The organism is Actinomadura coerulea (assembly GCF_014208105.1).
GTDB classification, from domain to species: Bacteria; Actinomycetota; Actinomycetes; order Streptosporangiales; family Streptosporangiaceae; genus Spirillospora; species Spirillospora coerulea.
Window position 1 is genome coordinate 5104865 of record NZ_JACHMQ010000001.1, and the last position, 22378, is coordinate 5127242.

Genomic DNA, 22378 nt, shown 5'->3' on the forward strand with positions numbered 1-22378 from the left:
GGCACAGCCCGGCCGGAAGGGGTCCCGTCCACCCAGGCGCGCGGTGTCCGGACTGTCGTTCGCTCCCCGGTGGTGATCCACCTTGACCGCGCCAGTCGCGTAGGTCCCCATGCTAACGGGCCGCCCGGAGACGGCGGCCCCGCGGCTCCGCCGGGGCGGCCGCGCGAGTGGCTTGCGGAAAAGGGCGTCAAGTGGCTCTGCCGGATGCCGCCCCCGGGCTCCTAGCGTGCTCGGCATGAACGACGAATGGTTCGAGCGGCCCGTCCTGACCGGGCGGTACGTGCGGCTGGAGCCGCTGACCGCCGGGCACGCCGCGGGCCTGTTCGAGGCCTCCAAGGACCCGGACCTGTGGACGTGGATGAGCCAGCGGCAGCCGGAGAGCGCCGGCGAGATGCGGGCGCAGGTCGACCGGGCACTCGCGGCCTGCGAGCGCGGGCTGCGCCTGCCCTGGGTCCAGATCGACGCCGTGACCGGAGAGGTCGCCGGGACGACGTCCTACTACGAGATCTCCCCGTCCGACCGCGGCCTGTGCATCGGCCACACCTGGCTGGGGTCGCGGTGGCACCGGACGGGGCTCAACACCGAGGCGAAGCTGCTCCTCATGGGCCGCGCGTTCGGCGACCTCGGGGCGATCCGGGTCGGCTGGCACACGCACGTCCGCAACGAGCGGTCGCGCGCGGCGATCGAGCGGCTCGGGGCGGCGTTCGAGGGCGTCCACCGCAAGCACCGGATCCGCGCGGACGGCTCGATCCGCGACACCGCCGCCTACGCGATGACGGACGACGAATGGCCCGCCGCCGAACGCGCCCTGCGCGGGCGACTGCGCTGAGGGGGCGCAGTGGCCGGCCGGGACCGGACGGCCGGTCCGCGGAGCGCTCAGTCCTCGGGGCGCTGGCGCCAGCCGATGAGGCGGTCGGTGCCGTGCCAGCCGAGCTGGGCGGCGAGCACCGCGGCCAGGAACGCGGCGATCAGCCCGATCACCTGCCGGGACTCCATCAGCAGCAAGTCGGCCTGGTAGACGACGCCGAGCATGAGGGACATCAGCAGATTCATCCCGCCTCCACCACGGAACGCCCGCGCCGGGGTCAAGGGAGGGTCAGGGGGGCGCGGCAGCCTGAGGCTACCCTCCCGGCGGCCGTGCGCGGTCCCGCGGCGGGAAACAGGTCGCGAAAGGGCGGGCGGGGCGGGCCGCCGTCAGTGGATGATCGCGATGAAGATCAGGCAGCAGATGATGTTGACCATCCAGCTGTTGTGCGTCATCCACTCCCGCGCGCGGGGCATGGCGCGCTCGGCGCGCCGGTGGAAGATCAGCAGGGCGAGGAGCGGCACCGCCGCGACCAGGAGGGTGGCCCCGACGAAGACGGCGGCCGCGGCCACGCCCTCGTGGTGCTGCTCCAGGTTGGCCCCCACCGTCAGCATCACGATGATGTCGGAGGGCATCAGAATGATCAGCAGCAGCCCGGTCTTGAACGCCCGGCCGGGCCCGGCGTTCATCAGCGACCCGAGCCATTTGGGCGGTTCGATCGTGGCCCGCTTCACGTAGTTGCGCAGGATGGCGACCAGCAGCAGCGCGATCAGCACGTACTGGACGATCTTTCCCACCGAGCTGTCGTCGGACGCCTTGCCGATGTCCACGTTGCTGCCCACCAGCGCGAAGATGCCCCGCGCGGCGGCCACCCCCGCGCTCGCCGACAGGGCCACGCCGCCCAGGAACGCCAGGGAGGCCTGCACGGGCCTCGCGGTCGTCACCAGGATGATCGCGGACATGATCTGGGGCCCCGCCATCATCGTGATCGCGAGCGGGAGCACCTGAAGAGTCATGGCCCCTCCCCGCATTGACTCCCGCTGGGCGGGAAACGCCCTGGTCAGGACTCACGGTAGAGGAGCGATCGAGACCCGGTCCGCCGGTCGACGCGTTCTTGACCGGGAGCTGATCATTTCCTCTGCCCGGCGCGCGTCCGATGGCCCGCACCAGGGACGCGGCTGATCCGCCCCTGAGGAGCACGGACGCGGCGCCCGCGGTCGCACGGCCCGGGAAGCACCGAGGCGCGCCGGCGGGGAACGTCCCGCCGGCGCGCCTGGCAGGACGGCGTGCCCAGCGAACCTCGGCTCGCGGACCTCAGTGGAAGAAGTGCCGGACGCCGGTGAAGTAGAGAGTGATGCCGGCCTTCTCCGCCGCGGCGATCACCTTGTCGTCGTTGACGGACCCGCCGGGCTCCACGATCGCGCGGACGCCCGCCTCGGCCAGGACCTCCAGGCCGTCCGGGAACGGGAAGAACGCGTCGGACGCGCCCACCGACGCCGCGGCCCGCTCCCGCCCGGCCCGCGCGACGGCGAGCTTGGCGGAGTCGACCCGGTTGACCTGGCCCATGCCGACGCCGACGGTGGCGCCGTCCGCGGCCAGCAGGATCGCGTTGGACTTCACCGAGCGGATCGCCCGCCACGCGAACGCCAGGTCGCGCAGGGTCGCCTCGTCCGCGGCGGCGCCCGTCTTGAGCTCCCAGGCGGACGGGTCGTCGCCGCCGGCGTCCACGCCGTCCACGTCCTGCAGCAGCACGCCGCCGTCGACGCGCCGGTACTCGACGCCGCCCGCCGGGGCGTCCGGGCAGACCAGCAGGCGGACGTTCTTGAAGCGGTCCTTCAGGACGGCCACGGCCTCGTCCTCGAAGGACGGGGCCACCACCACCTCGGCGAAGCTCTCGGTGACCTGGCGGGCCATGTCCGCGGTGACCGGGCGGTTCGCCGCGATCACGCCGCCGTACGCCGACACCGGGTCGCAGGCGTGCGCCCTGCGGTGCGCCTCGGCGATGTCCGCGCCGACCGCGATGCCGCACGGGTTGGCGTGCTTGATGATCGCGACGCACGGCTCGGTGAAGTCGTAGGCGGCGCGGCGCGCGGCGTCGGTGTCGACGTAGTTGTTGTAGGACATCTCCTTGCCGTAGAGCTGCTCGGCCCCGGCCAGGCCGGTCTCGCCCGGCGAGCGGTACAGGGCGGCCCGCTGGTGCGGGTTCTCGCCGTACCGCAGGGTGTTCGAGCGCTCCCAGGTGGCGCCGAGGAAGTCGGGCCACCGCGTCTCGGCGGCGGTCTCGTCGGGCGCGTAGTCGCCGGCGAACCAGGACGCCACGGCCACGTCGTAGGACGCGGTGTGCGCGAACGCCCGCGCGGCCAGGCGGCGGCGCTCCTCCAGGGTGAACCCGCCGGCCTTCACGGCGTCCAGGACGGTCCCGTAGGCGGACGGGTCCACCACGACGGAGACGCTCGCGTGGTTCTTCGCGGCCGCGCGGACCATCGTGGGCCCGCCGATGTCGATCTGCTCGACGCACTCGTCCGGCGTCGCGCCCGAGTCGACCGTGTCGGCGAACGGGTACAGGTTCGCGACCACCAGGTCGAACGGCTCGACGGCCAGGTCGTCGAGCTGCTGGAGATGGTCCTCCTTGCGCCGGTCGGCGAGCAGGCCCGCGTGCACCTTCGGGTGCAGGGTCTTGACCCGTCCGTCCAGGCACTCGGGGAACCCGGTGAGCTTCTCCACCTTCATCACCGGGACGCCGGCGGCGGAGATCCGGCCCGCCGTCGACCCGGTCGAGACGATCTCCACTCCCGCCTCGTGCAGGCCGCGGGCCAGCTCCTCCAGCCCGGACTTGTCGTACACACTGATCAGCGCGCGCTTAATCGCCACCCGACTCACCGGCCGAGCTCCCCTCTTGATCGGACGAACCCATGTCAGACGAACCGCTGCCAGACGAACCGCTGCCGGACGGACCAGTGGCGGAGGCCTCGCCGCCGGGCGGGTCCGCGCAGGTCCGGCACTTCATGGAGACCCGCCGGCCGCGTACGGTCCACCCGTCGCGGGCCAGCCGTCCGACGACGTCGACGAGGAGCCGGCGCTCCACCTGCTTGATCCGCTCGTGCAGGGAGTCTTCGTCGTCATGCCAGCCCACGGGGACGGTCTCCTGGGCGATGACGGGTCCGGTGTCCACGCCTTCGTCGACGAAGTGAACCGTACAGCCCGTGACCTTCACCCCGTACGCCAGGGCGTCCCGTACGGCGTGCGCGCCGGGGAAGGACGGCAGCAGCGCGGGGTGGGTGTTGACCGTCCGGCCGCCGAAGCGCGCCAGGAACCGCGGGCCGAGGATCTTCATGAAGCCGGCGGACACCACGAGGTCGGGCTCGTACGCGGCGACGGCCTCGGCGAGCGCCGCGTCCCAGTCGTCCCGGGACGGGAAATCCGGTATGCAGAGGGTGAAAGTGGGCAATCCCGCCCGTTCGGCGCGCTCGGTTCCGCCGATATCGGGGCGGTCCGCCCCCACGGCCACCACTTTCGCCCCGTAGGCTGGATCCGCGCACGCGTCGAGCAGCGCTTGTAGGTTGGTCCCCGCGCCGGAGACGAGGACGACGAGCCGGGCGGACACCATTTCTCCCCGGTGGACGTTGCTGGGACGACACGAAGCCTATCGGGCGGCATCGGCGCCGCCTCACCCCAGACCGCCGGAACCGGAGCCGCACGAACCAGAGCCCGCACGAACACCGCCCGTACGAACACCCCGCATGGAACAGAGATGCGCACGCCCCAGGAGGAGAAGAACGTGAGCGACCAGCCGGACCGTCCGGCCCAGCCCGAGGACCGCCCCGACGGGCGGCCGGAGGGAGAGCCGCCCGCGGGACCGCGCAAGGGCGGGCGAGGGACCGGCTGGCGGGCCCTGTGGCTCGGCGGCATCGCCCTGCTGACCGCGTTCTTCTTCTACCCGCTCGGCCTGGTGCTCGGCATCGCCGCGCTCGTCGTCGGCGTCAGGGCCCGCCGGAGCGCCCGCCGCACGCGTGACGCCGCCCCCGGCGCCGTCCCCGGCATCGTGCTCGGGTCGATCGGCCTGGTCTTCTCGCTGCTGTCGGTCTCCCTGACGGCGTTCCTGTGGGCGGAGCTGAGCGGCTACCAGAGCTGCGTCAGCGCCTCCAACACCACCACCGACAAGCAGGCGTGCCGCGCCGAGTACTACCCGAAGATCGAGAAGAAGCTCGACCTGCCCGCCGGCAGCATGGACAAGTACGGCGACCTGCTCTGACGCCGCGGATCCGGCGCGGAGGCGGCTAGACGTCCTGGTCGGGGTCGTCTCGGAGAACGTAGATGGCGCCGCCCCGGTTCTCGGTGCGTCCCGAGTCCTCGCGGGGCGGAGGGACGGGGCGTCGCTCCTCCGGGGGCTCCTGCTCGCCGGGATCGTGGTGCCCGCCGGGCTCCTCGGGATCCAGGTGCCCCTCGACGACGATCGTGCCGTCGCTCGGCGGCGGCGGCTCGTCCTCGGCGAGATCGGGCACCGGGTCCGTCCGGCGGCGGGGCCGCCGGGGCGCGAGGACGGGCTCCGCCTCCTCGAACTCCAGCGGGTCCGGGGCGTGCGGGGCTTTCGGCGCCGGCTTGGGCGGGCCCTCAAGGCGCAGGTCGTAGTCCCCGGGAACGGGCGCGGACAACGGTACGGCGGGCTCCGGAACGGCCCGTACCCGCTTCTTCGGCTTGGCGGGCTTCTTCGCCGCCCCCTTCTTGGCGGGCGCCTTCGCGGCGGAGGCCTTGGCCGCCTTCTTGGCCGCCCGCTTCTTCGACGGGGCGCGCGCCGGACGCCGCAGCACCATCCAGTTCGCCACCCACGCCGCGATCGCCGCCGAGATCCCCACCTCCAGGGCGGCCAGCAGCCCCACCTGCCACGCGGACGGGCCCACGGTCGCCATCCGTCCGCCGCCCAGCGGCCCTCCCGCCAGCGCGCTCAGCAGCGCCGCGACGGCCCCGGTGAGGGCACCGGACACGAAGCCCCACAGCGGCGCGCCCTCGGACACCGGGCTCGGCAGCGACCGTATCGTCAGGACGCCGCCGACCGCGCCGGCGACGAACGGGGCGGTCAGCGCCAGCAGTGAGATCGCGGGCGCCGGGCCCGGCTGGGGGAGGGCCGCGAGCGGCGGGAACGCGGGCACGGCGTCCAGGAACACCCCGGTCGGGGAGACGCTCGTCCCGGCGCCGACGGAGAAGCCCGGCCCGACCGCGTACGCCATGCCCCAGATCGCCGCGTTCGGCAGGAACGCCAGCTCGACCAGCAGCAGCAGGACGCCGCCGACGGCGCCGGGGGCGAGCATGTCGTAGAGGTCATCGGCGTCCGACAGGTGCGTCGCGAGGGACCCGCCGACGAGCAGCGCGCCGGACGCGAGCAGCACGCTCAGCGACCCCGCGACGCCGATCACCAGGGAGCGCGGCCGTTCGGGCAGCAGCCTCAGCAGCGCGCCCAGCCCGGACCGGACCCGCCGTCCGCGGGCCTCCGCCGCCACGACCGCCCGCGCCGCCCCCAGCCCGCCCGCGACGGCGGCGACGAGGAAGCACCCGACGAGCGCCTGCCACGCCGACGGCCGCACCTCCTCGGACGACGCCGCGAGGGCGAGCAGCCCCGCCAGCGCCGCGTACGGGACGGCCAGCGCGACGCTCACGTGCAGGACCGCCGTGCGCTGCCGGTGCGGCAGCCCGGCCACCCGGATCATCCACCCGCCGCCCCGGTAGAGCAGGACCCCGGGCAGGACGAGCACGCCGAGCGGGAGGAGCCCGAACCGCCCGTGCCCGTAGGAGAAGCCCGCGTGGTGCGAGACCAGCCAGAAGTTCACGGCCGTGCGGAACACCCCGGCCATGCCGTGGCCGAGCGCGGTCTTCGGCGCGGCGATCCAGCCGATCAGCGTGATCGTGGTGAGGACCGCGAGACCGATGCCGATGCACCACAGCGCCGCCACGAGCCCCGTGACGTACAGCGGCCTCGCGGGGACGCCCGGCGGGCGGCCGCGCCCGGAGTCCGCGCCCGGCGGCCCGTCGGCCCGTCCCGCTTCGCCTGCCGGCGCCGCCTTCGGCAGGCCCTTCGCCCCCGCCGCCCTCGCGCCTGCACCCTTCGGCGGTGCGCTCCTGGAGGGTGCGCTCTTCGGGGGTGCCGCCTTCGACGGTGCCGCCTTCGACGGCTCCCGCTTCGCGCGCTGCCCGGGGGTCTTGTCGCTCACCGGTCCATGCTGGCACCGCGCCCGCCCCGGCAAGGCCCGCCCGCCCGGCGTGTCGCCTTTGTGATCACGCCCGTCCGGACTTCACCGCCGCGCCCCGCCCCGGGCGCGGCGGCGGCCGGGACGCGAAAGACGCCCGGGCCGCGAAGCAGCACGGGCGTCTTTCGGGTGTTCCGGGGCGATCAGCGCTTCTGCATGATCTCCCGCATGAGGACGGCGGTCTCGCTCGGGGTCTTGCCGACCCGGACGCCGACCTTCTCCAGGGCCTCCTTCTTCGCCTGCGCGGTGCCGGCGGAGCCGGACACGATGGCGCCGGCGTGGCCCATGGTCTTGCCCTCGGGGGCGGTGAACCCGGCGACGTAGCCGACGACCGGCTTGGTCACGTGCTGCTCGATGTAGGCGGCGGCGCGCTCCTCGGCGTCGCCCCCGATCTCACCGATCATCACGATGGCGTCGGTCTCCGGGTCGTCCTGGAACGCCTGGAGCGCGTCGATGTGGGTCGTCCCGATGACGGGGTCGCCGCCGATGCCGACGCAGGTGGAGAAGCCGATGTCGCGCAGTTCGTACATCATCTGGTACGTCAGCGTGCCCGACTTGGACACCAGGCCGATCCGGCCGGGCGTCGTGATGTCGGCGGGGATGATGCCGGCGTTCGACTTGCCGGGGGACGCGATGCCGGGGCAGTTCGGCCCGATGATGCGTGTCTTGTTCCCCTTGGACTCCGCGTACGCCCAGAAGTAGGCGGTGTCGTGCACCGGGATGCCCTCGGTGATGACGACGCAGAGCGGGATCTCGGCGTCGATCGCCTCGACCACGGCGTCCTTGGTGAACTTCGGCGGGACGAACACGACGGAGACGTCCGCGCCGGTCTCCCGCATGGCCTCCTCGACGGTGCCGAACACCGGGAGGGTCGTGCCGTCGAAGTCGACCGACTGCCCGGCCTTGCGGGCGTTCACGCCGCCGACGACCTCGGCGCCGGAGGCGAGCATCCGGCGGCCGTGCTTGGTGCCCTCGGAGCCCGTGATGCCCTGAACGATGATCTTGCTGTTCTCGGTGAGCCAGATGGCCATTGTCATGCACCTGCCGCTGCGAGTTCGGCGGCGCGCCTGGCCGCGTCGTCCATGGTGTCGACCTGCTGGACGCCGGGGAGCGCCGCGTCGTTGAGGATCCTGCGCCCGAGCTCGGCGTTGTTGCCGTCCAGCCGGACGACGAGCGGGCGGTTGACGGTCTCGCCGCGGTCGGCCAGCAGCTTGTAGGCCGACACGATGCCGTTGGCGACGGCGTCGCAGGCGGTGATGCCGCCGAAGACGTTGACGAAGACGGACTTCACGTCGGCGTCGGACAGGACGATCTCCAGCCCGTTCGCCATCACCTCGGCGGACGCGCCGCCGCCGATGTCGAGGAAGTTCGCGGGCTTCTGCCCGTTGAACTGCTCGCCCGCGTAGGCGACCACGTCGAGCGTGGACATGACGAGCCCGGCGCCGTTGCCGATGATGCCGACGCTGCCGTCCAGCTTGACGTAGTTGAGGTCCTTGGCCTTCGCCGCCGCCTCCAGGGGGTCGGCCGCGGCCTTGTCCTCGAGCGCGGCGTGGTCGTCCTGGCGGAACGAGGCGTTGTCGTCCAGGGAGACCTTGCCGTCGAGGGCCTTCACCTGGCCGTCGGCGGTGAGGATCATCGGGTTCACCTCGACGAGGGTGGCGTCCTCGTCGGTGAACACGGCCCACAGCCGCTCGATCAGCTCGGCGGCGCCGTCGAGGGCCTCCTGCGGGAGGCGGCCCTTCTCGGCGATCTCGCGCGCCCGGGCGCGGTCGACGCCCTCCAGCGGCGAGACCGGCACCATCGCCAGCCGGTCGTGCGGCACCTCCTCGATCTCCACGCCGCCCTCGACCGAGCAGATGGACAGGAAGGTGCGGTTGGCGCGGTCGAGCAGGAACGAGAAGTAGTACTCCTGCGCGATCGCGCTTCCCTCCTCGACCAGGACCTTGTGGACCGTGTGGCCCTTGATGTCCATGCCGAGGATCTGGGTGGCGAGCTGCTCGGCCTCGTCGGCGGAGTCGGCCAGCTTCACGCCGCCGGCCTTGCCGCGGCCCCCGGTCTTCACCTGGGCCTTCACGACGACCTTCGAGCTCCCCGCGGCGAACAGCTCCGCCGCGATGTCCCGGGCTTCCTGGGGTGTACGGGCGACCTTGCCGGTGGGCACCGGTACCCCGTACTCGGCGAAGAGTTCCTTCGCCTGATGTTCGAACAGGTCCACGAGGGCGTCCTTTTACGGATCGACAGCCAAATGTGACCACACGAGTGGGGGTTACACGGGTGTCCGTGCGGCCGGCACTCGGCGGTCCGCTCCGTCGATGCAGCCTAGTCAACCCGCCTCGGTGGTGACGCCGCCGGGTCCACAAGTAACGGGGACTTCTCTTGTACGGGAGCGCCCTGGGCGGTAGGTGTGCTCATCCTCAGGGGAGGGCACGAGTGGCTCGTGAGGAGGATGAACCGATTGACGTAGTTTGATGTACTAATTCGGCGAGACGGCCAGGCGGACAGGGGGCGAACGCATGGCGATGGCGGAGAGACGGGACAGATCCGTCGCGGCACCCGTCTCCGTCGCGCCCGTCATATCCGTACCGCCGCCCGCGGGCGGGCCCACCACCCCGCGCAGGCGCCCCGCGCCGCGCGGCCGCTCGGGCGCCCGCAAGGTGCGGCGCACCGCGGGCCTGCTCATCGTGGCGGCGCTCGTCGCGACCGGCGGCGCCACCGTCCCCGAGCCGCCCGCCCCCGGATGGGCGAGCCCCGGGCTCGTCGGCGGCGGCGGATGGCCCTTCGCGGGCGTCCCGCTGGCCCCCGACCAGGGCGAGGGGGCCTCCTACCTGCCCGGGAGCTCGGTCGTCAGGCTCGCGGACGGGCGGGTCCGGCTCGTCCCGTCCGGCGGCGAGGCGCCGATCACCGTGGACGCCTCAGACCCGCGGGTGGACCGGGCGGTCCGGTCCGACAGCGCGTGGCTGGCGCAGGGCACCGTCCCGGGAGGCGCGACGAACGACGCCTACCGCGACATGGCGACGCGCGCCCTGCTCGACCTGCGGCTGCTCACCCGCCCGAACGGCGCGTCCCTCGCGTCCTGGTACTCCAAGTGGCGCTACTGCTGGCCCCGCGACTCGGCGTTCGCCGTGGCCGCGTTCACCGCGACCGGGCATCCGGCCGAGGCGCGCCGCATCCTGTACTTCCTCGCCCGGGCGCAGCACGACGACGGCATGTGGGCCGCGCGGTACAACGCCGACGGGACGGCCGTCGCCGACGGCCGCGCCCCGCAGCTCGACTCGCTCGGCTGGGTGCTCTGGTCGACGTGGTTCTACCGCGTCCGGGCCGCCGACCACGACGAACTTCCCAGCTTGTGGCCGATGGTGCAGCGCGCCGCCGACCATCTCGCGCGCTCCCTGGACGCCGAGGGGCTGCCGCCCGCCTCGTCCGACTACTGGGAACGCGACCACCGGCGCGAGCAGGACCCGCGCCGCCCCACGCTCGGCGTGGTCGGCCCGGCGCTGGCGGGGCTGCGCGCGGCGGCCGACCTCGCGCGGATGCGCGGCGAGGGCGCGAAGGCGACGCAGTGGCGGCACGCGGCGCAGCGGCTCTCGGACGCGGTGGCGAGGCAGTTCGCCCCCTACGGTTACCCGCGCTCCCCCATTCCCGGCGGGCTGATGGACACCTCGGTGACGTTCCTCGCACCGCCGTTCGCACCGGCCGACCAGGGCGTGACCACCGCGATCGCGGACGCCGCGCGCAAGCAGGCGCTGCCGAACGGGGGCGTCCTGCCGGGCGAGCGCTGGTCGGGCGACCCCGACGTCGCCTGGACGCCGGAGACCGCGCTGTTCGGGCTGAACGCGGCCGCGTCGGGCCGCAGGGACGAGGCGCTGGAGCGGCTCGACTGGCTCTCCGCGCACCGCACGTCCCTGGGCGTCCTGCCGGAGAAGGTCGGCGTCACGGGCAGGCCGGCGGGCCCGGCGCCCCTGGGCTGGACGGCGTCGCTGGTCCTGCTGAGCCTCTCCGCGCTGGACCGGCCGCTGCCCGTCCCGTGACGGAGAGCCCTAGCCGAACTGCTCGTACCCGAGCTTCAGCACGAGCGCGGAGACGACACAGAGCAGGACCGCCCGGACGAATCCGGCGCCGCGGTTGATCGCCATGTGGGCGCCGACCTGCGCGCCGACGATGTTGCAGGCCCCCATCGCCAGCCCGACGGCCCACAGCACGTGCCCCTGCGCCGCGAACACCGCGAGGGCGCCCAGGTTGGTACCGGCGTTGATGATCTTCGAGGTGGCGGAGGCGTCGACGAAGTCCATGCCGAGCAGCGCGGTGAAGGCGATCACCAGGAACGTCCCGGTGCCCGGCCCGAGGAGCCCGTCGTAGAAGGCGATCGCGACGCCGGGGACGAGGACGGCGGCGGCGACCCGGCGGCGCGTCCGCAGCACCGGTCGCGGGAGCCGGCCGAGGCTCGGCCTGAGCACCACGATCGCGGCCACCGCCAGCAGGACGACCATGATGAGGGGTTTCAGCACGTCCGAGGAGATCGCCGCCGCGCAGAGGGCGCCCCCGGCGGCGCAGCACACCGCGAGCAGGCCCGCCGGGACGGCCACCCGGACGTCCGGTTTGGCCTTGCGCGCGTAGGCGACGGCGGCCGACGTGGTGCCCGCGATCGAGCCCAGCTTGTTGGTGGCGAGCGCGGTCGCGACCGGCTGCCCGGGGTTGAGCAGGAGCAGCGCGGGCAGCTGGATCAGCCCGCCGCCCCCCACCACGGCGTCGACCCAGCCCGCCGCGACGGCGGCGGCCAGCAGCAAGACGACCTGCTCGGCGTGCACGGGGGCTCCCGGGGGTAAGGAGTAAAACTCAGATCACCGATTACCCTAGCGGGCCGCCCCGCCCGGCCGGCCGCCGCCCCGGCCGGCGCCCCGCCCACGGGTCCGCCCGCGGGTCCGGCCTCCCCGCGGCGCCCGGCGCGCACGGATAATGTCCCGATGACCAAGCCGCGCACGCTGCGCTGCCCCCGCCACCTCGGCATGTTCCTCGCCGGAGTCGCCATCGCCGCCCTCTTCGGCGTCGTGGCGGTCCAGAAGGCCCTCGACGGGGCGGGCGCCCCGGCGTGGGCGGCCGGCGTCGCGTGCTTCGCCCTCGCGCTCGGAGCCGTCCCGCTGCTGCGGACCCGCATGATCCTGGACGCCGGGGCCCTCACGCTCGTCTCCGGATACGGCCGCCGCCGGTTCGCGTGGACCGAGATCATCGAGATCACCGCGGACGCCCACCACGGCTTCTGGCTGCTCCAGGTGCGGTCCGGGGAACGCGAGCGCCTGGCCGCCTTCTTCCCCGTCAGGCTCGCGTCGATGCCGGTGGACCAGGGCACCCGCTTCCGGGAACCGTCCGGCGACACCCCCTACGGCCTCTACCGCCTGCACGCCGAACTCTGCGAGGAATGGCGGCGCCACGTCCCGCCGCACGCGCGGAGCCGCGGCGACGGCCCGGACGCCGCTGAGCCATCCTGGTCCCATGACGACCAGGACGCGCGCCCTCGGTGACGACTTCGCCGCCCCCATCGACGACCGCTACCTAGAGGACTACACCGCCGGCACGACCTGCGAGTACGGCCACGTCAGCGTGGACGAGGCCGAGATCATCGAGTTCGCCCGCCGCTTCGACCCGCAGCCCATCCACGTGGACCCGGAGTTCGCCGCCGCCGGCCCGTTCAAGGGCATCATCGCCAGCGGCTGGCACACCGGCTCGATCATGATGCGGCTGTTCGCCGACCACTTCCTGTCGCGGGTCGCCAGCCTCGCCTCCCCCGGCGTCGACGAGCTGCGCTGGCCCGCACCCGTCCGTCCCGGCGACACCCTGCGCCTGCGCGTCGCCGTCCTGGAGGTCCGGCCGTCGCGTTCCAAGCCGGACCGCGGCATCGTCGGTACCCGCGCCGAGCTTCTCAACCAGGACGACGAGGTCGTCCTGCACACCCTGCCGGTGAACCTCCTGCGCCGCCGCACGGCCTGATCACGGCGCGGCCTGATCACGGCGCGGGCTCCGGCGGCGGCGCGGCGGCGGGCGCCGGGACGGCGGGCTCGGGCAGCGTCCGGAACAGCAGCCAGGCCACCGCGGGCAGCGCGATCAGCGGGGCGAGGGCGACGCGCAGCGACGCGGCGTCGGCGACGGCGCCGAGGGCGGGGCTCGCGAGCCCGCCGACGCTGACCGCCAGGCCGAGGGTGACGCCGCCGGCGGTGCCGACGCGCGTGGGCAGGTAGTCCTGCCCGAGGGTGACCTGCAGCGAGAACGGGACGTAGAGGCCGGCGGAGGTCAGCGCGACGAACAGGTAGAGCGCCGGGCCGGGCACCAGCACGACGCCCGCGACGGCGACCACCGTCAGCAGGTACGACCGGCGCACGACGGTGACCCGGTCCCAGCGGGCGGCCAGGGAGCCGCCCGCCACGGTCCCGACCGCGCCCCCGAGGTACAGGACGAACAGCGCCGCCGTGCCCGCCGCCACTCCACCTCCCGTGCGCTGCCGCGCGTAGAAGGAGATGAACGTGCTCAGCCCCACGAACACGATCGACCGGCAGACCACGGCGAGCGACAGCGTGACGAACGAGCGCACGTCGTCCACCCCGGCCCTCGTGCGCGCCCGCCCGCCGGAGGAGGTCCCCTGAAGGGCGCGCAGCACGGGCAGGCACACGACGCTGCCCGCGAGCGCCGGCACCACGAGGAACGGGGTGCAGCGCAGGCCGCCGGTCGCGACGACCGCCGCGACCAGGAGCGGCGCGAACGCGAATCCGATGTTGCCGCCGACGGAGAACCAGCTCATCGCCGTGTGGCTCCCCTTGCTCGCCAGCCGCGCGACCCGGGCGGACTCGGGGTGGTAGGCCGCGACCCCGATCCCGGAGATCGCCACGAAGGCCAGGGTGAGGGCGTAGTCGCCGCTGAGGCCGCTCAGGGCGATCCCCACTCCCCCAAGGAGCGTGCTCAGCGGAAGCAGCCAGGGCATCGCCCACCGGTCGGTGAGCGCCCCGAACAGAGGCTGCGCCACCGAGGACAGCAGCGACGCCGCGAGCACGATGCCCGAGGCGGCGGCATAGGTGTAGGCGCGCTCGGCCACGAAGAACGGGACGAGCGCCGTCACGGACCCCTGGTAGACGTCCACGCACGCATGCCCGGCGGACAGCAGGAAGACCGACCGTCCCTCTCGTGGACGGGCCGCTTCCAGGGGACGGGACGCTTCTCGTGAACTCGTCGACACGTCCCTCATGCTCGCGCCGGAGAACAGTGTCGGACTTCCGATAATCTGCCAACCAATGCAGGAAACCCGCCATCAACCGATCGCACCGACCCGAGCGCGCTCGCTGGCGCCGGGCGCCGCCATCGACGCCCACCGCCACGACGACCACCAGATCGCCTATGCCGGGCGGGGCGTGGTCGCCGTCACCACCGGCGCGGGCTCCTGGGTGGCGCCCGCCGACCGCGCCATCTGGATCCCGGCCGGCGCAGTCCACGCCCACCAGGCCCACGGCGAACTCGAACTGCACCTGGTCGGCCTGCCCGCGGCCGAAAACCCGCTAGGGCTGGACGAGCCGGCGGTGCTCGGCGTCAGTCCCCTGCTGCGCGAACTGATCCTCGCCTACACCCGCGACCCGGCCGATGACACCCCCGCCCGGGCCCGGCTCCGCGCCGTCCTGCTGGACCAGTTGCGCGTCTCGTCCCAGCAGCCGCTGCATCTGCCCGCCCCGACCGTCCCGCACCTCAGGGCGCTGTGCGGCATCCTGCACGCCGACCCCGCCGACGACCGCACGCTCGCCGAACTGGGCAGGGAGGTCGGCGCGAGCGACCGCACCCTTTCCCGGCTCTTCAGGAGCGACCTCGGGATGACGTTCCCGCAGTGGCGCACCCAACTGCGCCTCTACCACGCCCTGATACTCCTGGCCGAGGACACGCCGGTGACGACCGTGGCCCACCAGTGCGGCTGGTCGTCCGCCAGCAGCTTCATCGACGTCTTCCGCCGGGCCTTCGGCCACACACCGGGCGCCCACCACCCCGCCTGAGCGAGAAGGGCCGCCCTTCGGGGGTCAGCTCTTCAGGAAGTCCAGCAGGTCGGTGTTGAACCTCTCCTTGTCGCCGGGCACCAGCGCGATCCCGTGCGAGGACCCCTCGTACACCTTCAGGACGGCGTTCGGAATGATCTCGGCGGCCTTGCGGGCGGTCGCGTCGATCGGGACGATCTGGTCGTCGTCGCCGTGCACGATCAGCGTCGGGACGTCGAACTTGCGCAGATCCTCGTGGAACTCGGTGAAGGCGAAGGCGTCCACGCACTTCACGCCGGCCTGGATGCTCTCGCGCATGCCCATGTACCAGAACGCGTCCCGGTTGCCCTGCGTGACCTTGTTGCCCGGCCGGTTGGCGGAGAAGAACGCCTCGGAGGCGTCCTTCCAGTACTGCGAGCGTTCGCGCAGGATGCCGTTCTTGATCTCTTCGAAGGCCTGCTCGGGCACGCCCTCGGGGTTGTCGCCGGTCTGCAGCATGGCCGGTGTGATCGCCGACAGCAGGACGGCCTTGCCGACCCGCCCGGTGCCGTGGCGCCCGATGTAGCGGGCCAGTTCGCCGCCGCCCATCGAGTGCGCGACCAGCGTGACGTCCCGCAGGTCGAGGTGGTTGATCAGGTCGTTGAGGTCGTCGGCGAAGGTGTCGAAGTCGTAGCCGTCGAACGGCTGGCTGGAGCGCCCGTGCCCCCGGCGGTCGTGGGCGATGCCGCGGTAGCCGTGGTCGGCCACCATCTTCATCTGGTCCTCCCACGCGTCGGCGTTGAGCGGCCAGCCGTGGATGAACAGCACGGGCTGCCCGCTGCCCCAGTCCTTGTAGAAGATCTCGTTGCCGTCGCGAGTGGTGACGAATCCCATGCTCGAACCCCCGTAGCGCACGTGTGGACACGACGGCCCCGGACGACCGCGTCTCCGGCGACAGAACGGCCGTCCAGCAACCAGCCGCACCGATACCCCCGCTACCGCCCGAAACGCCCAATGACCAGTCGAAGTGTCTTTGCCTCGCTTCGGTCGGTCGTTCAGACGCAGAGCTGGGCGGCCAGGGTGGTGCAGACCCACTCCTCCCATGCGTCCGGCGCCCAGCCGCGGTCCTGCACGAAGAGCAGGTACAGCTGCGGGCTGAGCAGAGCGAACAGCAGGTCCGCGGCCGTCGCGGCGGAGACGCCGGGGCGCGCGTCCGGCTTGCCGGCCAGCGCTTCGGCCGCGGCGCGGTGCACGGTGTAGCGGGGATCGGGGCCGTCAGGCCACTGCGCGGCGATCTGCGGATCGGCGGCACCGGCCGCCGAGATCATCGGCATGATCGGGGCGACCCGCCCGAGGACCTCGCCGGTGCCGCGCACGTACGCGCGCAACTGCTCGGCCGCCGTGGGCGCGGCGCACGCGGCGCGGAACCACTCCCGGTCCATGGTGGCGACCGGCTCGTCGTCACCGGCGATGGACGCGTCCACCACGTCCTTGAACAGCGTGCGCTTGTTGCCGAAGACGAAGTACACGGTCTGGACGGCCACCCCCGCCCGGTCGGCGACCTCCTGAAGGCTCGTCGCCCCGTAGCCCCGCGCGACGAACAGCTCCCGCGCCGCCTCGATGACCTTCGCACGGGTGCGGCGCGAACGCTCGGCCCGCTTGTCCGGTCGCTTGACGGTGTCCATGGCGGGAGTATATCTCTAGAGTCCATCACTAGAGTTCGCATCTAAAAATCTGCCGGCGCTCGTACAGCGCACCACACCCCAGACAAGGAGATGAGATGCACACCGTCGTCAACATCCAGCAGGCCGAAGCGTGGAACGGTTGGGAGGGATCGGCCTGGGCCGACAACGCCCCGCGTTACGACGCGATGATGGGCGGTTTCAACCAGCCGCTCCTGGACGGTGCCGCGATCAGCGAGACCGGGACCGTTCTCGACATCGGATGCGGCACCGGACAACTCACCCTGCTGGCCGCACGGCGAGCAGCACGGGCGCACGCGGTCGGCGTCGACATCAGCGAACCCATGCTCGCCCGCGCACGCGCCGACGCGGCCGAGCAGGGCATCGCCAACGCGCGGTTCGAGCAGGCCGACGCGGAGGTCCACCCCTTCGAGGAGAACGGATTCGACGTCGTCGTCAGTCGCGGCGGCGTCATGTTCTTCTCCGATCCCGCGGCCGCGTTCGCCAACATCGCCCGCGCGCTCCGGCCCGGCGGCCGGCTGGTGTTCATCGTCCCGCAGGCGGGTTCCCCCGAGAGCGACTACGCCAAGGCGACCGCCGCTCTCGCGCCACTGATGCGCCGCCCCTCACCCGCGGCCCGCGGCATGGGATCGCTGTCCGACCCCGACCGTATTCGCCAGGTCCTAAGCCAAGCAGGCCTGACGGAGGTGAACACGGATCCGGTCCAGGCACCGATGGACTACGGCCGCGATGCCACCGAGGCCGCGGACTTCGTCCTCAGCCAGGGCCCGGTCCGCTACAACCTCCAGGACGTGGACCACGCCACCGTCACCCGCGTCCGCCGGGAACTCCAAGCCACCATCGCGGCCTATGAGACCTCGGACGGCGTCCACATCCGCGGCAGCGTGTGGCTGGTGAGCGCCATCCGTCCTTGACCCCCGGGTCGTAGCCCCGTCGGAAGACGCGCGGAAGGCGCCCAACACGGAATCAGCCTTCCGGATAGAAGAGGAACAGGGTGCACCCGGTCGACGTCTGCGGGACGTGGGAAGAGCCTGCGGGAGCGTGGATGAACGAGCCGGCCGGGTAATCCCGGTCGCCGTCGTTGAAGGTCCCGGAGACCACGAACACCTCCTCAGGCCCCGGTTCGTGGACGTCGACCCCCTCCCAGCACGTGTTCGGGTCCATCTGGAGGACGAAGGCCTTCGCGCCGTCGTCCCCCGCCCACAGCGGCCGCAGGCGGATGCCAGGGAAGATCTCGCGGACCGGAGCGTCCTGAACGCTGGACCACGCGTAGCCGGGCGTGCCCTGTTCTGTCGTCATGGGACCAGCCTGGCGACCGGCGCCCCATCCCGCCGAGTGTCAGAAAAGACATGTCGCGGTACTTTTACGCCATGCATCGCGTCGCGGCACTCGTGCGTCCACCGCAGTCGACCTTCGAGCTCGGCTGCGCGGCCCAGGTGTTCGGGATCGAGCGGGCCGGGCTCCCGGTCCGGTACGCCTTCGGCGTGTGCGCGGAGCGCCCCGGCCCCGTCGCGACGCTGGCCGGGTTCGACATGCTCGTGACCGACGGGCTGGACGCACTCGACGGGGCCGACACCGTGGTCGTCCCGGGTTGGCTGCCCGCCGGCACACCACCGTCCCCCGCGGTCGTCCAGGCCCTGCGCCGCGCTCACTCCCGCGGCGCCCGAGTGGTCAGCATCTGCTCAGGCGCCTTCGCCTTGGCGCACGCCGGTCTCCTGGACGGGCGGAGGGCGACCACCCACTGGGCCCTGGCCGACGAGTTCGCCACCCGCTTCCCGCACGTCCAGGTCGACCCGGACGTGCTGTACGTGGACCACGGTGACGTGGCCACCAGCGCCGGAGCCGGGGCCGGCATCGACCTGTGCATGCACCTGATCCGCGCCGACCAGGGCGCCCGGTACGCCGCCCACGTCGCGAGGACCATGGTCATGCCGCCCCACCGCGAGGGCGGCCAGCTCCAGTACTCGGCGCCGCCGCGTCCCGCCCAGATCGACGGCACGCTGGCACCGTTGACGGACTGGATCGCCGAGCGGCTCAGGGAACCCGTGACCATCGAGACCATGGCCGCACAGGCGGGCGTCTCCACGCGCACCCTCGCCCGACGGTTCGCCGAGCAACTCGGCACCAGCCCGGGACAGTGGCTGCTCACCCAACGGATCACCGCGGCCCAGGACCTGCTGGAGTCCACCGACCTGCCCTTGGACGCCATCGCCCGTCGCGTCGGCCTCTCCTCGGCCACCAATCTGCGCAGGCGATTCCTCAACACCCTGGGCACTACACCTGGCGCCTATCGCCGCACCTTCCGCGCAAAGCCCCAGTGAAAAGCCACGTGTGTAGGCGCAGGAGCCCCAGATGGACCCCGCAGAACGCTAGTCGCCGGTTTGGGGAAGGCTCTCCTTGGCCTTCTCGTAGTCGCCGGCCGGAGCCTCGTCATCCAGGCGGTAGACGAGGTGGACGACACCGGTCGCGAACGTCTTGGAGGAGACGAGTTTCAACGGCAGTGGCGCGTCAGCCTCCTCGAAGAGCCGCATCCCCTTGCGCACGGCGATCGGGTGGACGAGCAGGTGCAGCTCGTCGAGAAGACCTGCCTCCAGAAGCCGGCGGACGACCGAGACCGAACCGCTCATCGCGATGTCGGACGTGGACGGTTCCTTCTTCAGCGCGGTCACGGCCTCGACGAGGTCGCCCTGGAGCCGCTCGGAATTGCGCCACGTGAAGTCGAGGTCCTGCCCGGACACCACTATCTTGCGGGCGTCTCCGAGCTTCTTGGCGAAGCCGGCGTCCTCGCCGCCGGCCTCCTCACGCTCGGGCCACGCCCCCGCGAAGCTGTCATAGGTCCTGCGGCCGAGCAGGAGGGTGTCGGCCGACCCCATCTGGGCGTCGACGGCCTGGCCCATCTCCTCGTTGAAGTACGGGAAGTGCCAGTCCTGCGGGTCTTCGACGACGCCGTCGAGCGAGATGAACAACCCTGCGGTGATCTTTCGCATCCTGCTACTCCTTCAACAGCCGGCCGAACACGGTGCTCACCCAGGTTCGACCACCGCCACGACCGAAACTCATCGGTTCCGATGCCGGTGGAGGAGTCAGAGCTTTTCGATGGTGGCGAAGCGAAGGACCAGGGTGCGGACGCCGTAGTCGCCGCCGAAGTCCACGCTGGCCTTCTCGCCCTTGTCGTAGACGGAGACGACGGTGCCGAGGCCGAAGGCGTCGTGGGTGACCTTGTCGCCTGGCGACAGGGACGGGACCGGACGGTTTCCCGGTGAGCGGGTTCCCGGGCGCTCCGCCATCCGCGACATGGCGGAGCCGGACGTGGAGGACGCCTCGCGTTCCCATTCGACGAGGGATTTCGGGACCTCGCCGAGGAAGCGGGACGGCGGGTTGACCTGCGGTGCCCCCCACGAGCTGCGCATCGTGGCCCGGGAGACGTAGAGGCGTTGCCGGGCGCGCGTGATGCCGACGTAGGCGAGGCGGCGTTCCTCTTCGAGTTCCTTGGGGTTGCTCATGGCGCGCAGGTGCGGGAAGACGCCGTCCTCCATGCCGGTGAGGAAGACGACCGGGAATTCGAGGCCCTTCGCGGTGTGCAGCGTCATCAGGGTGACGACGCCGTGCTCGCTTTCGTCGGGCTGCTCTCCCGGCGGCACGGGCCCGCCCTTCGCGCCCCCAGGGATGGAGTCGGCGTCGGCGACGAGGGCGACCTGCTCCAGGAACTCGGGGAGGCGGCCCTCGGCCGGCTCCCCGTCGAGGCGCTCCTCGAATTCGCGGGCGACGGCTTCGAGTTCCTGGAGGTTCTCGATGCGGGTCTCGTCCTGCGGGTCCTTGGAGGCCTGGAGCTCGGCCAGGTAGCCGCTGGCCTTCAGCACCTCGGCGATCAGATCGGCGGGGGCGAGCGTCTCGGCGGCGGCGCGCAGCTCGTCCAGCAGGGTGACGAAGTCGCGGACGGCGTTGAGCGAGCGGGTCGCCATGCCGGGGACGTCCTCGGGCCTCCGGAGGGCCTGCCAGAACGAGATGCGCTCGCGGGACGCGTACGCCTCGACGCAGGCCTCGGCGCGGTCGCCGATGCCCCGCTTGGGGACGTTCAGGATGCGGCGCAGGGAGACGGTGTCCTCGGGGTTGGCGAGGCAGCGCAGGTAGGCGAGCGCGTCGCGGATCTCCTTGCGCTCGTAGAACCGGACGCCGCCGACGACCTTGTACGGCAGCCCGACCCGGATGAAGACCTCTTCGAAGACGCGCGACTGCGCGTTGGTGCGGTAGAAGATCGCGACGTCGCCGGGGCGGGCCTCGCCGTCGTCGGTGAGCCGGTCGACCTCGCGGGCGACGAACGCGGCCTCGTCGTGCTCGTTGTCGGCCACATAGCCGATGATCTTGTGGCCCTCGCCCTGGTCGGACCAGAGCTTCTTGGGCTTGCGGTCGGCGTTGCGCTCGATGACGGCGTTGGCGGCGGACAGGATCGTCTGCGTGGAGCGGTAGTTCTGCTCCAGCAGGATCGTGGTCGCGTCGGTGTAGTCGCGCTCGAACTCGAGGATGTTGCGGATGGTCGCCCCGCGGAACGCGTAGATCGACTGGTCGGCGTCGCCGACGACGCACAGCTCGGCGGGCCCGACGCCCTCCACGGGCGCGGTCAGCTCGCGGACGAGCTCGTACTGCGCGTGGTTGGTGTCCTGGTACTCGTCGACCAGGACGTGCCGGAAGCGGCGCCGGTAGTGCTCGGCGGCCTCCGGGAACACCTGGAGCAGGTTGACCGTCATCATGATCAGGTCGTCGAAGTCCATGGCGCCGGCCTGCTGCAGCCGCGCCTGGTACATCTCGTAGGCCTCGGCGAGCGTCTGCTCCATGTGCGTGGACGCCCGCGCCTTGAACGTCTCGTAGTCGATCAGCTCGTTCTTCAGGTTGGAGACCTGGGCGCTGAACGACTTCGGCGGGTAGCGCTTGGGATCGAGGTCGAGCTCGCGGCAGACGAGCGCCATCAGCCGGTTCGCGTCGGCCTGGTCGTAGATCGAGAAGCTCGTGGGGAAGCCGAGGCGCTTGGCCTCGCGGCGCAGGATCCGGACGCACGCGGAGTGGAACGTCATCACCCACATGGCCCGCGAGCGCGGCCCGACGAGGGCGTCCACCCGCTCCTTCATCTCGGCCGCGGCCTTGTTGGTGAAGGTGATCGCGAGGATCTGGCCGGGATGCACCTCCCGCTCGCCGAGCAGGTGGGCGATGCGGTGGGTGAGCACCCGGGTCTTGCCCGAGCCGGCGCCGGCGACGATCAGCAGGGGGCTGCCGGAGTGCACGACGGCGGCGCGCTGCTGCGGGTTGAGGCCGTCAAGCAAGGGGTGAGCTTCGGTCTTCGACATCACGTGCGAGTCTACGGCGCCGCGCGGACGTTTTCGGCGCGTCCGCCGAGCCGGGGCGGCCCGCACCCCCCGCCTCCGCGTCCGGCCGGTACTCCTTCCGGCCTTGATCAGGGGCCCGGCGGCAGCATGTGGACAGATGGCGTGCCTTTTGGACACGGTGGGTTGACTCGATCTCACGTTCCGGCACACGTTGGAGGTGAAGCGGACACCGATCGGGCCCCCGGCCCGGATTCGGAGTGCAAGGCCCCTTATTGCATCCCCGCATGTCCGCGCACAGCGGCGCAGAGTCAGCAGGACTCGCGCACTGTCACAGGGG

The 22378-nt window shown here is 72.3% G+C and carries 22 protein-coding genes and 1 riboswitch; of the genes, 8 read left to right on the plus strand and 14 right to left on the minus strand.

The genetic code is table 11. The features are described 5' to 3' along the window. Window positions 1-23: 23 nt before the first annotated feature. Window positions 24-109: riboswitch (ZMP/ZTP riboswitch) on the minus strand. Window positions 110-235: 126 nt separating this feature from the next. Further along, a complete protein-coding gene (locus BKA00_RS23345; RefSeq protein ID WP_185028281.1) occupies window positions 236-829 on the plus strand; it encodes a GNAT family N-acetyltransferase in 594 nt (197 codons plus the stop codon). A 47-nt stretch (window positions 830-876) separates the two neighbouring features. On the opposite strand, the gene BKA00_RS23350 is transcribed toward BKA00_RS23345, so the two are convergent. From BKA00_RS23350 to purN, 4 genes are all read right to left on the minus strand, one after another. After that, the gene (locus BKA00_RS23350) at window positions 877-1053 is read right to left on the minus strand and encodes a hypothetical protein (protein WP_185028283.1); all 177 of its coding nucleotides are present in this window, start codon (window positions 1051-1053) and stop codon (window positions 877-879) included. 141 nt (window positions 1054-1194) lie between these two features. Further along, window positions 1195-1821, minus strand: coding sequence for a GAP family protein (locus tag BKA00_RS23355; RefSeq protein WP_185028284.1), 627 nt, complete (start codon window positions 1819-1821; stop codon window positions 1195-1197). 298 nt (window positions 1822-2119) lie between these two features. Continuing rightward, window positions 2120-3685 (minus strand): bifunctional phosphoribosylaminoimidazolecarboxamide formyltransferase/IMP cyclohydrolase, encoded by a 1566-nt coding sequence (purH, locus tag BKA00_RS23360; protein WP_185028286.1) that lies wholly within the window; start codon window positions 3683-3685, stop codon window positions 2120-2122. Then, window positions 3666-4412 carry a phosphoribosylglycinamide formyltransferase gene (gene purN, locus BKA00_RS23365; protein ID WP_230298911.1) on the minus strand — a complete coding sequence of 249 codons (747 nt, stop codon included), beginning with the start codon at window positions 4410-4412 and terminating at the stop codon, window positions 3666-3668. Before purN ends, purH begins: the two co-directional genes overlap by 20 nt. 144 nt (window positions 4413-4556) lie before the next feature. On the opposite strand from purN, the gene BKA00_RS23370 reads away from it, so the two are divergent. Beyond that, window positions 4557-5057: a hypothetical protein gene (locus tag BKA00_RS23370; RefSeq protein ID WP_185028288.1), complete on the plus strand. Its 501-nt coding sequence runs from the start codon at window positions 4557-4559 to the stop codon at window positions 5055-5057. 25 nt (window positions 5058-5082) lie between these two features. Here BKA00_RS23370 and BKA00_RS23375 read toward each other — a convergent pair whose 3' ends face one another. The 3 genes from BKA00_RS23375 to sucC all read right to left on the minus strand — a co-directional run bounded on the left by BKA00_RS23375 (window position 5083) and on the right by sucC (window position 9259). Then, window positions 5083-7008 carry a cell division protein PerM gene (locus BKA00_RS23375; RefSeq protein WP_230298912.1) on the minus strand — a complete coding sequence of 642 codons (1926 nt, stop codon included), beginning with the start codon at window positions 7006-7008 and terminating at the stop codon, window positions 5083-5085. A gap of 179 nt (window positions 7009-7187) precedes the next feature. Next, on the minus strand, window positions 7188-8075 hold the full coding sequence (gene sucD, locus BKA00_RS23380; protein ID WP_185028290.1) for a succinate--CoA ligase subunit alpha: 888 nt from the start codon (window positions 8073-8075) through the stop codon (window positions 7188-7190). A 2-nt stretch (window positions 8076-8077) separates the two neighbouring features. Then, window positions 8078-9259 (minus strand): ADP-forming succinate--CoA ligase subunit beta, encoded by a 1182-nt coding sequence (gene sucC, locus BKA00_RS23385; protein WP_185028292.1) that lies wholly within the window; start codon window positions 9257-9259, stop codon window positions 8078-8080. A 304-nt stretch (window positions 9260-9563) separates the two neighbouring features. Between sucC and BKA00_RS23390 the strand changes: the two genes are divergently transcribed. After that, window positions 9564-11072 carry a glycoside hydrolase family 15 protein gene (locus BKA00_RS23390; protein WP_244993800.1) on the plus strand — a complete coding sequence of 503 codons (1509 nt, stop codon included), beginning with the start codon at window positions 9564-9566 and terminating at the stop codon, window positions 11070-11072. Window positions 11073-11081: 9 nt separating this feature from the next. Here the strand turns inward: BKA00_RS23390 and BKA00_RS23395 are convergent, their stop codons facing one another. Beyond that, entirely contained in the window at window positions 11082-11849 is a 768-nt protein-coding gene (locus BKA00_RS23395; RefSeq protein ID WP_185028294.1) for a TSUP family transporter, read from the minus strand. A 156-nt stretch (window positions 11850-12005) separates the two neighbouring features. Here BKA00_RS23395 and BKA00_RS23400 point away from each other — a divergent pair, with 156 nt between their 5' ends. Then, a complete protein-coding gene (locus BKA00_RS23400; protein WP_185028296.1) occupies window positions 12006-12560 on the plus strand; it encodes a hypothetical protein in 555 nt (184 codons plus the stop codon). Continuing rightward, on the plus strand, window positions 12532-13026 hold the full coding sequence (locus tag BKA00_RS23405; protein ID WP_185028298.1) for a MaoC family dehydratase: 495 nt from the start codon (window positions 12532-12534) through the stop codon (window positions 13024-13026). Before BKA00_RS23400 ends, BKA00_RS23405 begins: the two co-directional genes overlap by 29 nt. A 16-nt stretch (window positions 13027-13042) precedes the next feature. On the opposite strand, the gene BKA00_RS23410 is transcribed toward BKA00_RS23405, so the two are convergent. Continuing rightward, window positions 13043-14263, minus strand: a complete 1221-nt coding sequence (locus BKA00_RS23410; RefSeq protein WP_230298914.1) for an MFS transporter — start codon at window positions 14261-14263, stop codon at window positions 13043-13045. 55 nt (window positions 14264-14318) lie between these two features. Here BKA00_RS23410 and BKA00_RS23415 point away from each other — a divergent pair, with 55 nt between their 5' ends. Beyond that, on the plus strand, window positions 14319-15062 hold the full coding sequence (locus BKA00_RS23415; protein ID WP_185028302.1) for an AraC family transcriptional regulator: 744 nt from the start codon (window positions 14319-14321) through the stop codon (window positions 15060-15062). A gap of 24 nt (window positions 15063-15086) precedes the next feature. On the opposite strand, the gene BKA00_RS23420 is transcribed toward BKA00_RS23415, so the two are convergent. Then, a complete protein-coding gene (locus BKA00_RS23420; RefSeq protein WP_185028304.1) occupies window positions 15087-15914 on the minus strand; it encodes an alpha/beta fold hydrolase in 828 nt (275 codons plus the stop codon). 161 nt (window positions 15915-16075) lie between these two features. Beyond that, complete coding sequence (locus BKA00_RS23425) at window positions 16076-16705, minus strand: TetR/AcrR family transcriptional regulator (protein WP_185028306.1); 630 nt, start codon at window positions 16703-16705, stop codon at window positions 16076-16078. 95 nt (window positions 16706-16800) lie between these two features. Between BKA00_RS23425 and BKA00_RS23430 the strand changes: the two genes are divergently transcribed. Beyond that, entirely contained in the window at window positions 16801-17637 is an 837-nt protein-coding gene (locus BKA00_RS23430; protein WP_185028308.1) for a class I SAM-dependent methyltransferase, read from the plus strand. A gap of 52 nt (window positions 17638-17689) precedes the next feature. Here BKA00_RS23430 and BKA00_RS23435 read toward each other — a convergent pair whose 3' ends face one another. Continuing rightward, window positions 17690-18022, minus strand: a complete 333-nt coding sequence (locus BKA00_RS23435) for a cupin domain-containing protein (RefSeq protein WP_185028310.1) — start codon at window positions 18020-18022, stop codon at window positions 17690-17692. Window positions 18023-18093: 71 nt separating this feature from the next. Here BKA00_RS23435 and BKA00_RS23440 point away from each other — a divergent pair, with 71 nt between their 5' ends. Continuing rightward, complete coding sequence (locus BKA00_RS23440; RefSeq protein ID WP_185028312.1) at window positions 18094-19044, plus strand: GlxA family transcriptional regulator; 951 nt, start codon at window positions 18094-18096, stop codon at window positions 19042-19044. A gap of 48 nt (window positions 19045-19092) precedes the next feature. Here the strand turns inward: BKA00_RS23440 and BKA00_RS23445 are convergent, their stop codons facing one another. Next, window positions 19093-19710, minus strand: a complete 618-nt coding sequence (locus BKA00_RS23445; RefSeq protein WP_185028314.1) for a dihydrofolate reductase family protein — start codon at window positions 19708-19710, stop codon at window positions 19093-19095. Between the two features lie 96 nt (window positions 19711-19806). Next, window positions 19807-22062, minus strand: a complete 2256-nt coding sequence (pcrA, locus tag BKA00_RS23450) for a DNA helicase PcrA (protein ID WP_221493269.1) — start codon at window positions 22060-22062, stop codon at window positions 19807-19809. Between the last annotated feature and the right edge of the window lie 316 nt (window positions 22063-22378).

Excerpts from the sequence above, each read along its gene's own strand:
- BKA00_RS23345 (WP_185028281.1), top strand. The coding sequence starts at position 236 with ATGAACGACGAATGGTTCGAGCGGCCCGTCCTGACCGGGCGGTACGTG.
- BKA00_RS23350 (WP_185028283.1), bottom strand. The coding sequence starts at position 1,053 with ATGAATCTGCTGATGTCCCTCATGCTCGGCGTCGTCTACCAGGCCGAC.
- BKA00_RS23355 (WP_185028284.1), bottom strand. The coding sequence starts at position 1,821 with ATGACTCTTCAGGTGCTCCCGCTCGCGATCACGATGATGGCGGGGCCC.
- purN (WP_230298911.1), bottom strand. The coding sequence starts at position 4,412 with ATGGTGTCCGCCCGGCTCGTCGTCCTCGTCTCCGGCGCGGGGACCAAC.
- BKA00_RS23370 (WP_185028288.1), top strand. The coding sequence starts at position 4,557 with ATGCGCACGCCCCAGGAGGAGAAGAACGTGAGCGACCAGCCGGACCGT.
- sucD (WP_185028290.1), bottom strand. The coding sequence starts at position 8,075 with ATGGCCATCTGGCTCACCGAGAACAGCAAGATCATCGTTCAGGGCATC.
- BKA00_RS23390 (WP_244993800.1), top strand. The coding sequence starts at position 9,564 with ATGGCGGAGAGACGGGACAGATCCGTCGCGGCACCCGTCTCCGTCGCG.
- BKA00_RS23400 (WP_185028296.1), top strand. The coding sequence starts at position 12,006 with ATGACCAAGCCGCGCACGCTGCGCTGCCCCCGCCACCTCGGCATGTTC.
- BKA00_RS23405 (WP_185028298.1), top strand. The coding sequence starts at position 12,532 with ATGACGACCAGGACGCGCGCCCTCGGTGACGACTTCGCCGCCCCCATC.
- BKA00_RS23415 (WP_185028302.1), top strand. The coding sequence starts at position 14,319 with ATGCAGGAAACCCGCCATCAACCGATCGCACCGACCCGAGCGCGCTCG.
- BKA00_RS23420 (WP_185028304.1), bottom strand. The coding sequence starts at position 15,914 with ATGGGATTCGTCACCACTCGCGACGGCAACGAGATCTTCTACAAGGAC.
- BKA00_RS23425 (WP_185028306.1), bottom strand. The coding sequence starts at position 16,705 with ATGGACACCGTCAAGCGACCGGACAAGCGGGCCGAGCGTTCGCGCCGC.
- BKA00_RS23430 (WP_185028308.1), top strand. The coding sequence starts at position 16,801 with ATGCACACCGTCGTCAACATCCAGCAGGCCGAAGCGTGGAACGGTTGG.
- BKA00_RS23435 (WP_185028310.1), bottom strand. The coding sequence starts at position 18,022 with ATGACGACAGAACAGGGCACGCCCGGCTACGCGTGGTCCAGCGTTCAG.
- BKA00_RS23440 (WP_185028312.1), top strand. The coding sequence starts at position 18,094 with ATGCATCGCGTCGCGGCACTCGTGCGTCCACCGCAGTCGACCTTCGAG.
- BKA00_RS23445 (WP_185028314.1), bottom strand. The coding sequence starts at position 19,710 with ATGCGAAAGATCACCGCAGGGTTGTTCATCTCGCTCGACGGCGTCGTC.
- pcrA (WP_221493269.1), bottom strand. The coding sequence starts at position 22,062 with ATGTCGAAGACCGAAGCTCACCCCTTGCTTGACGGCCTCAACCCGCAG.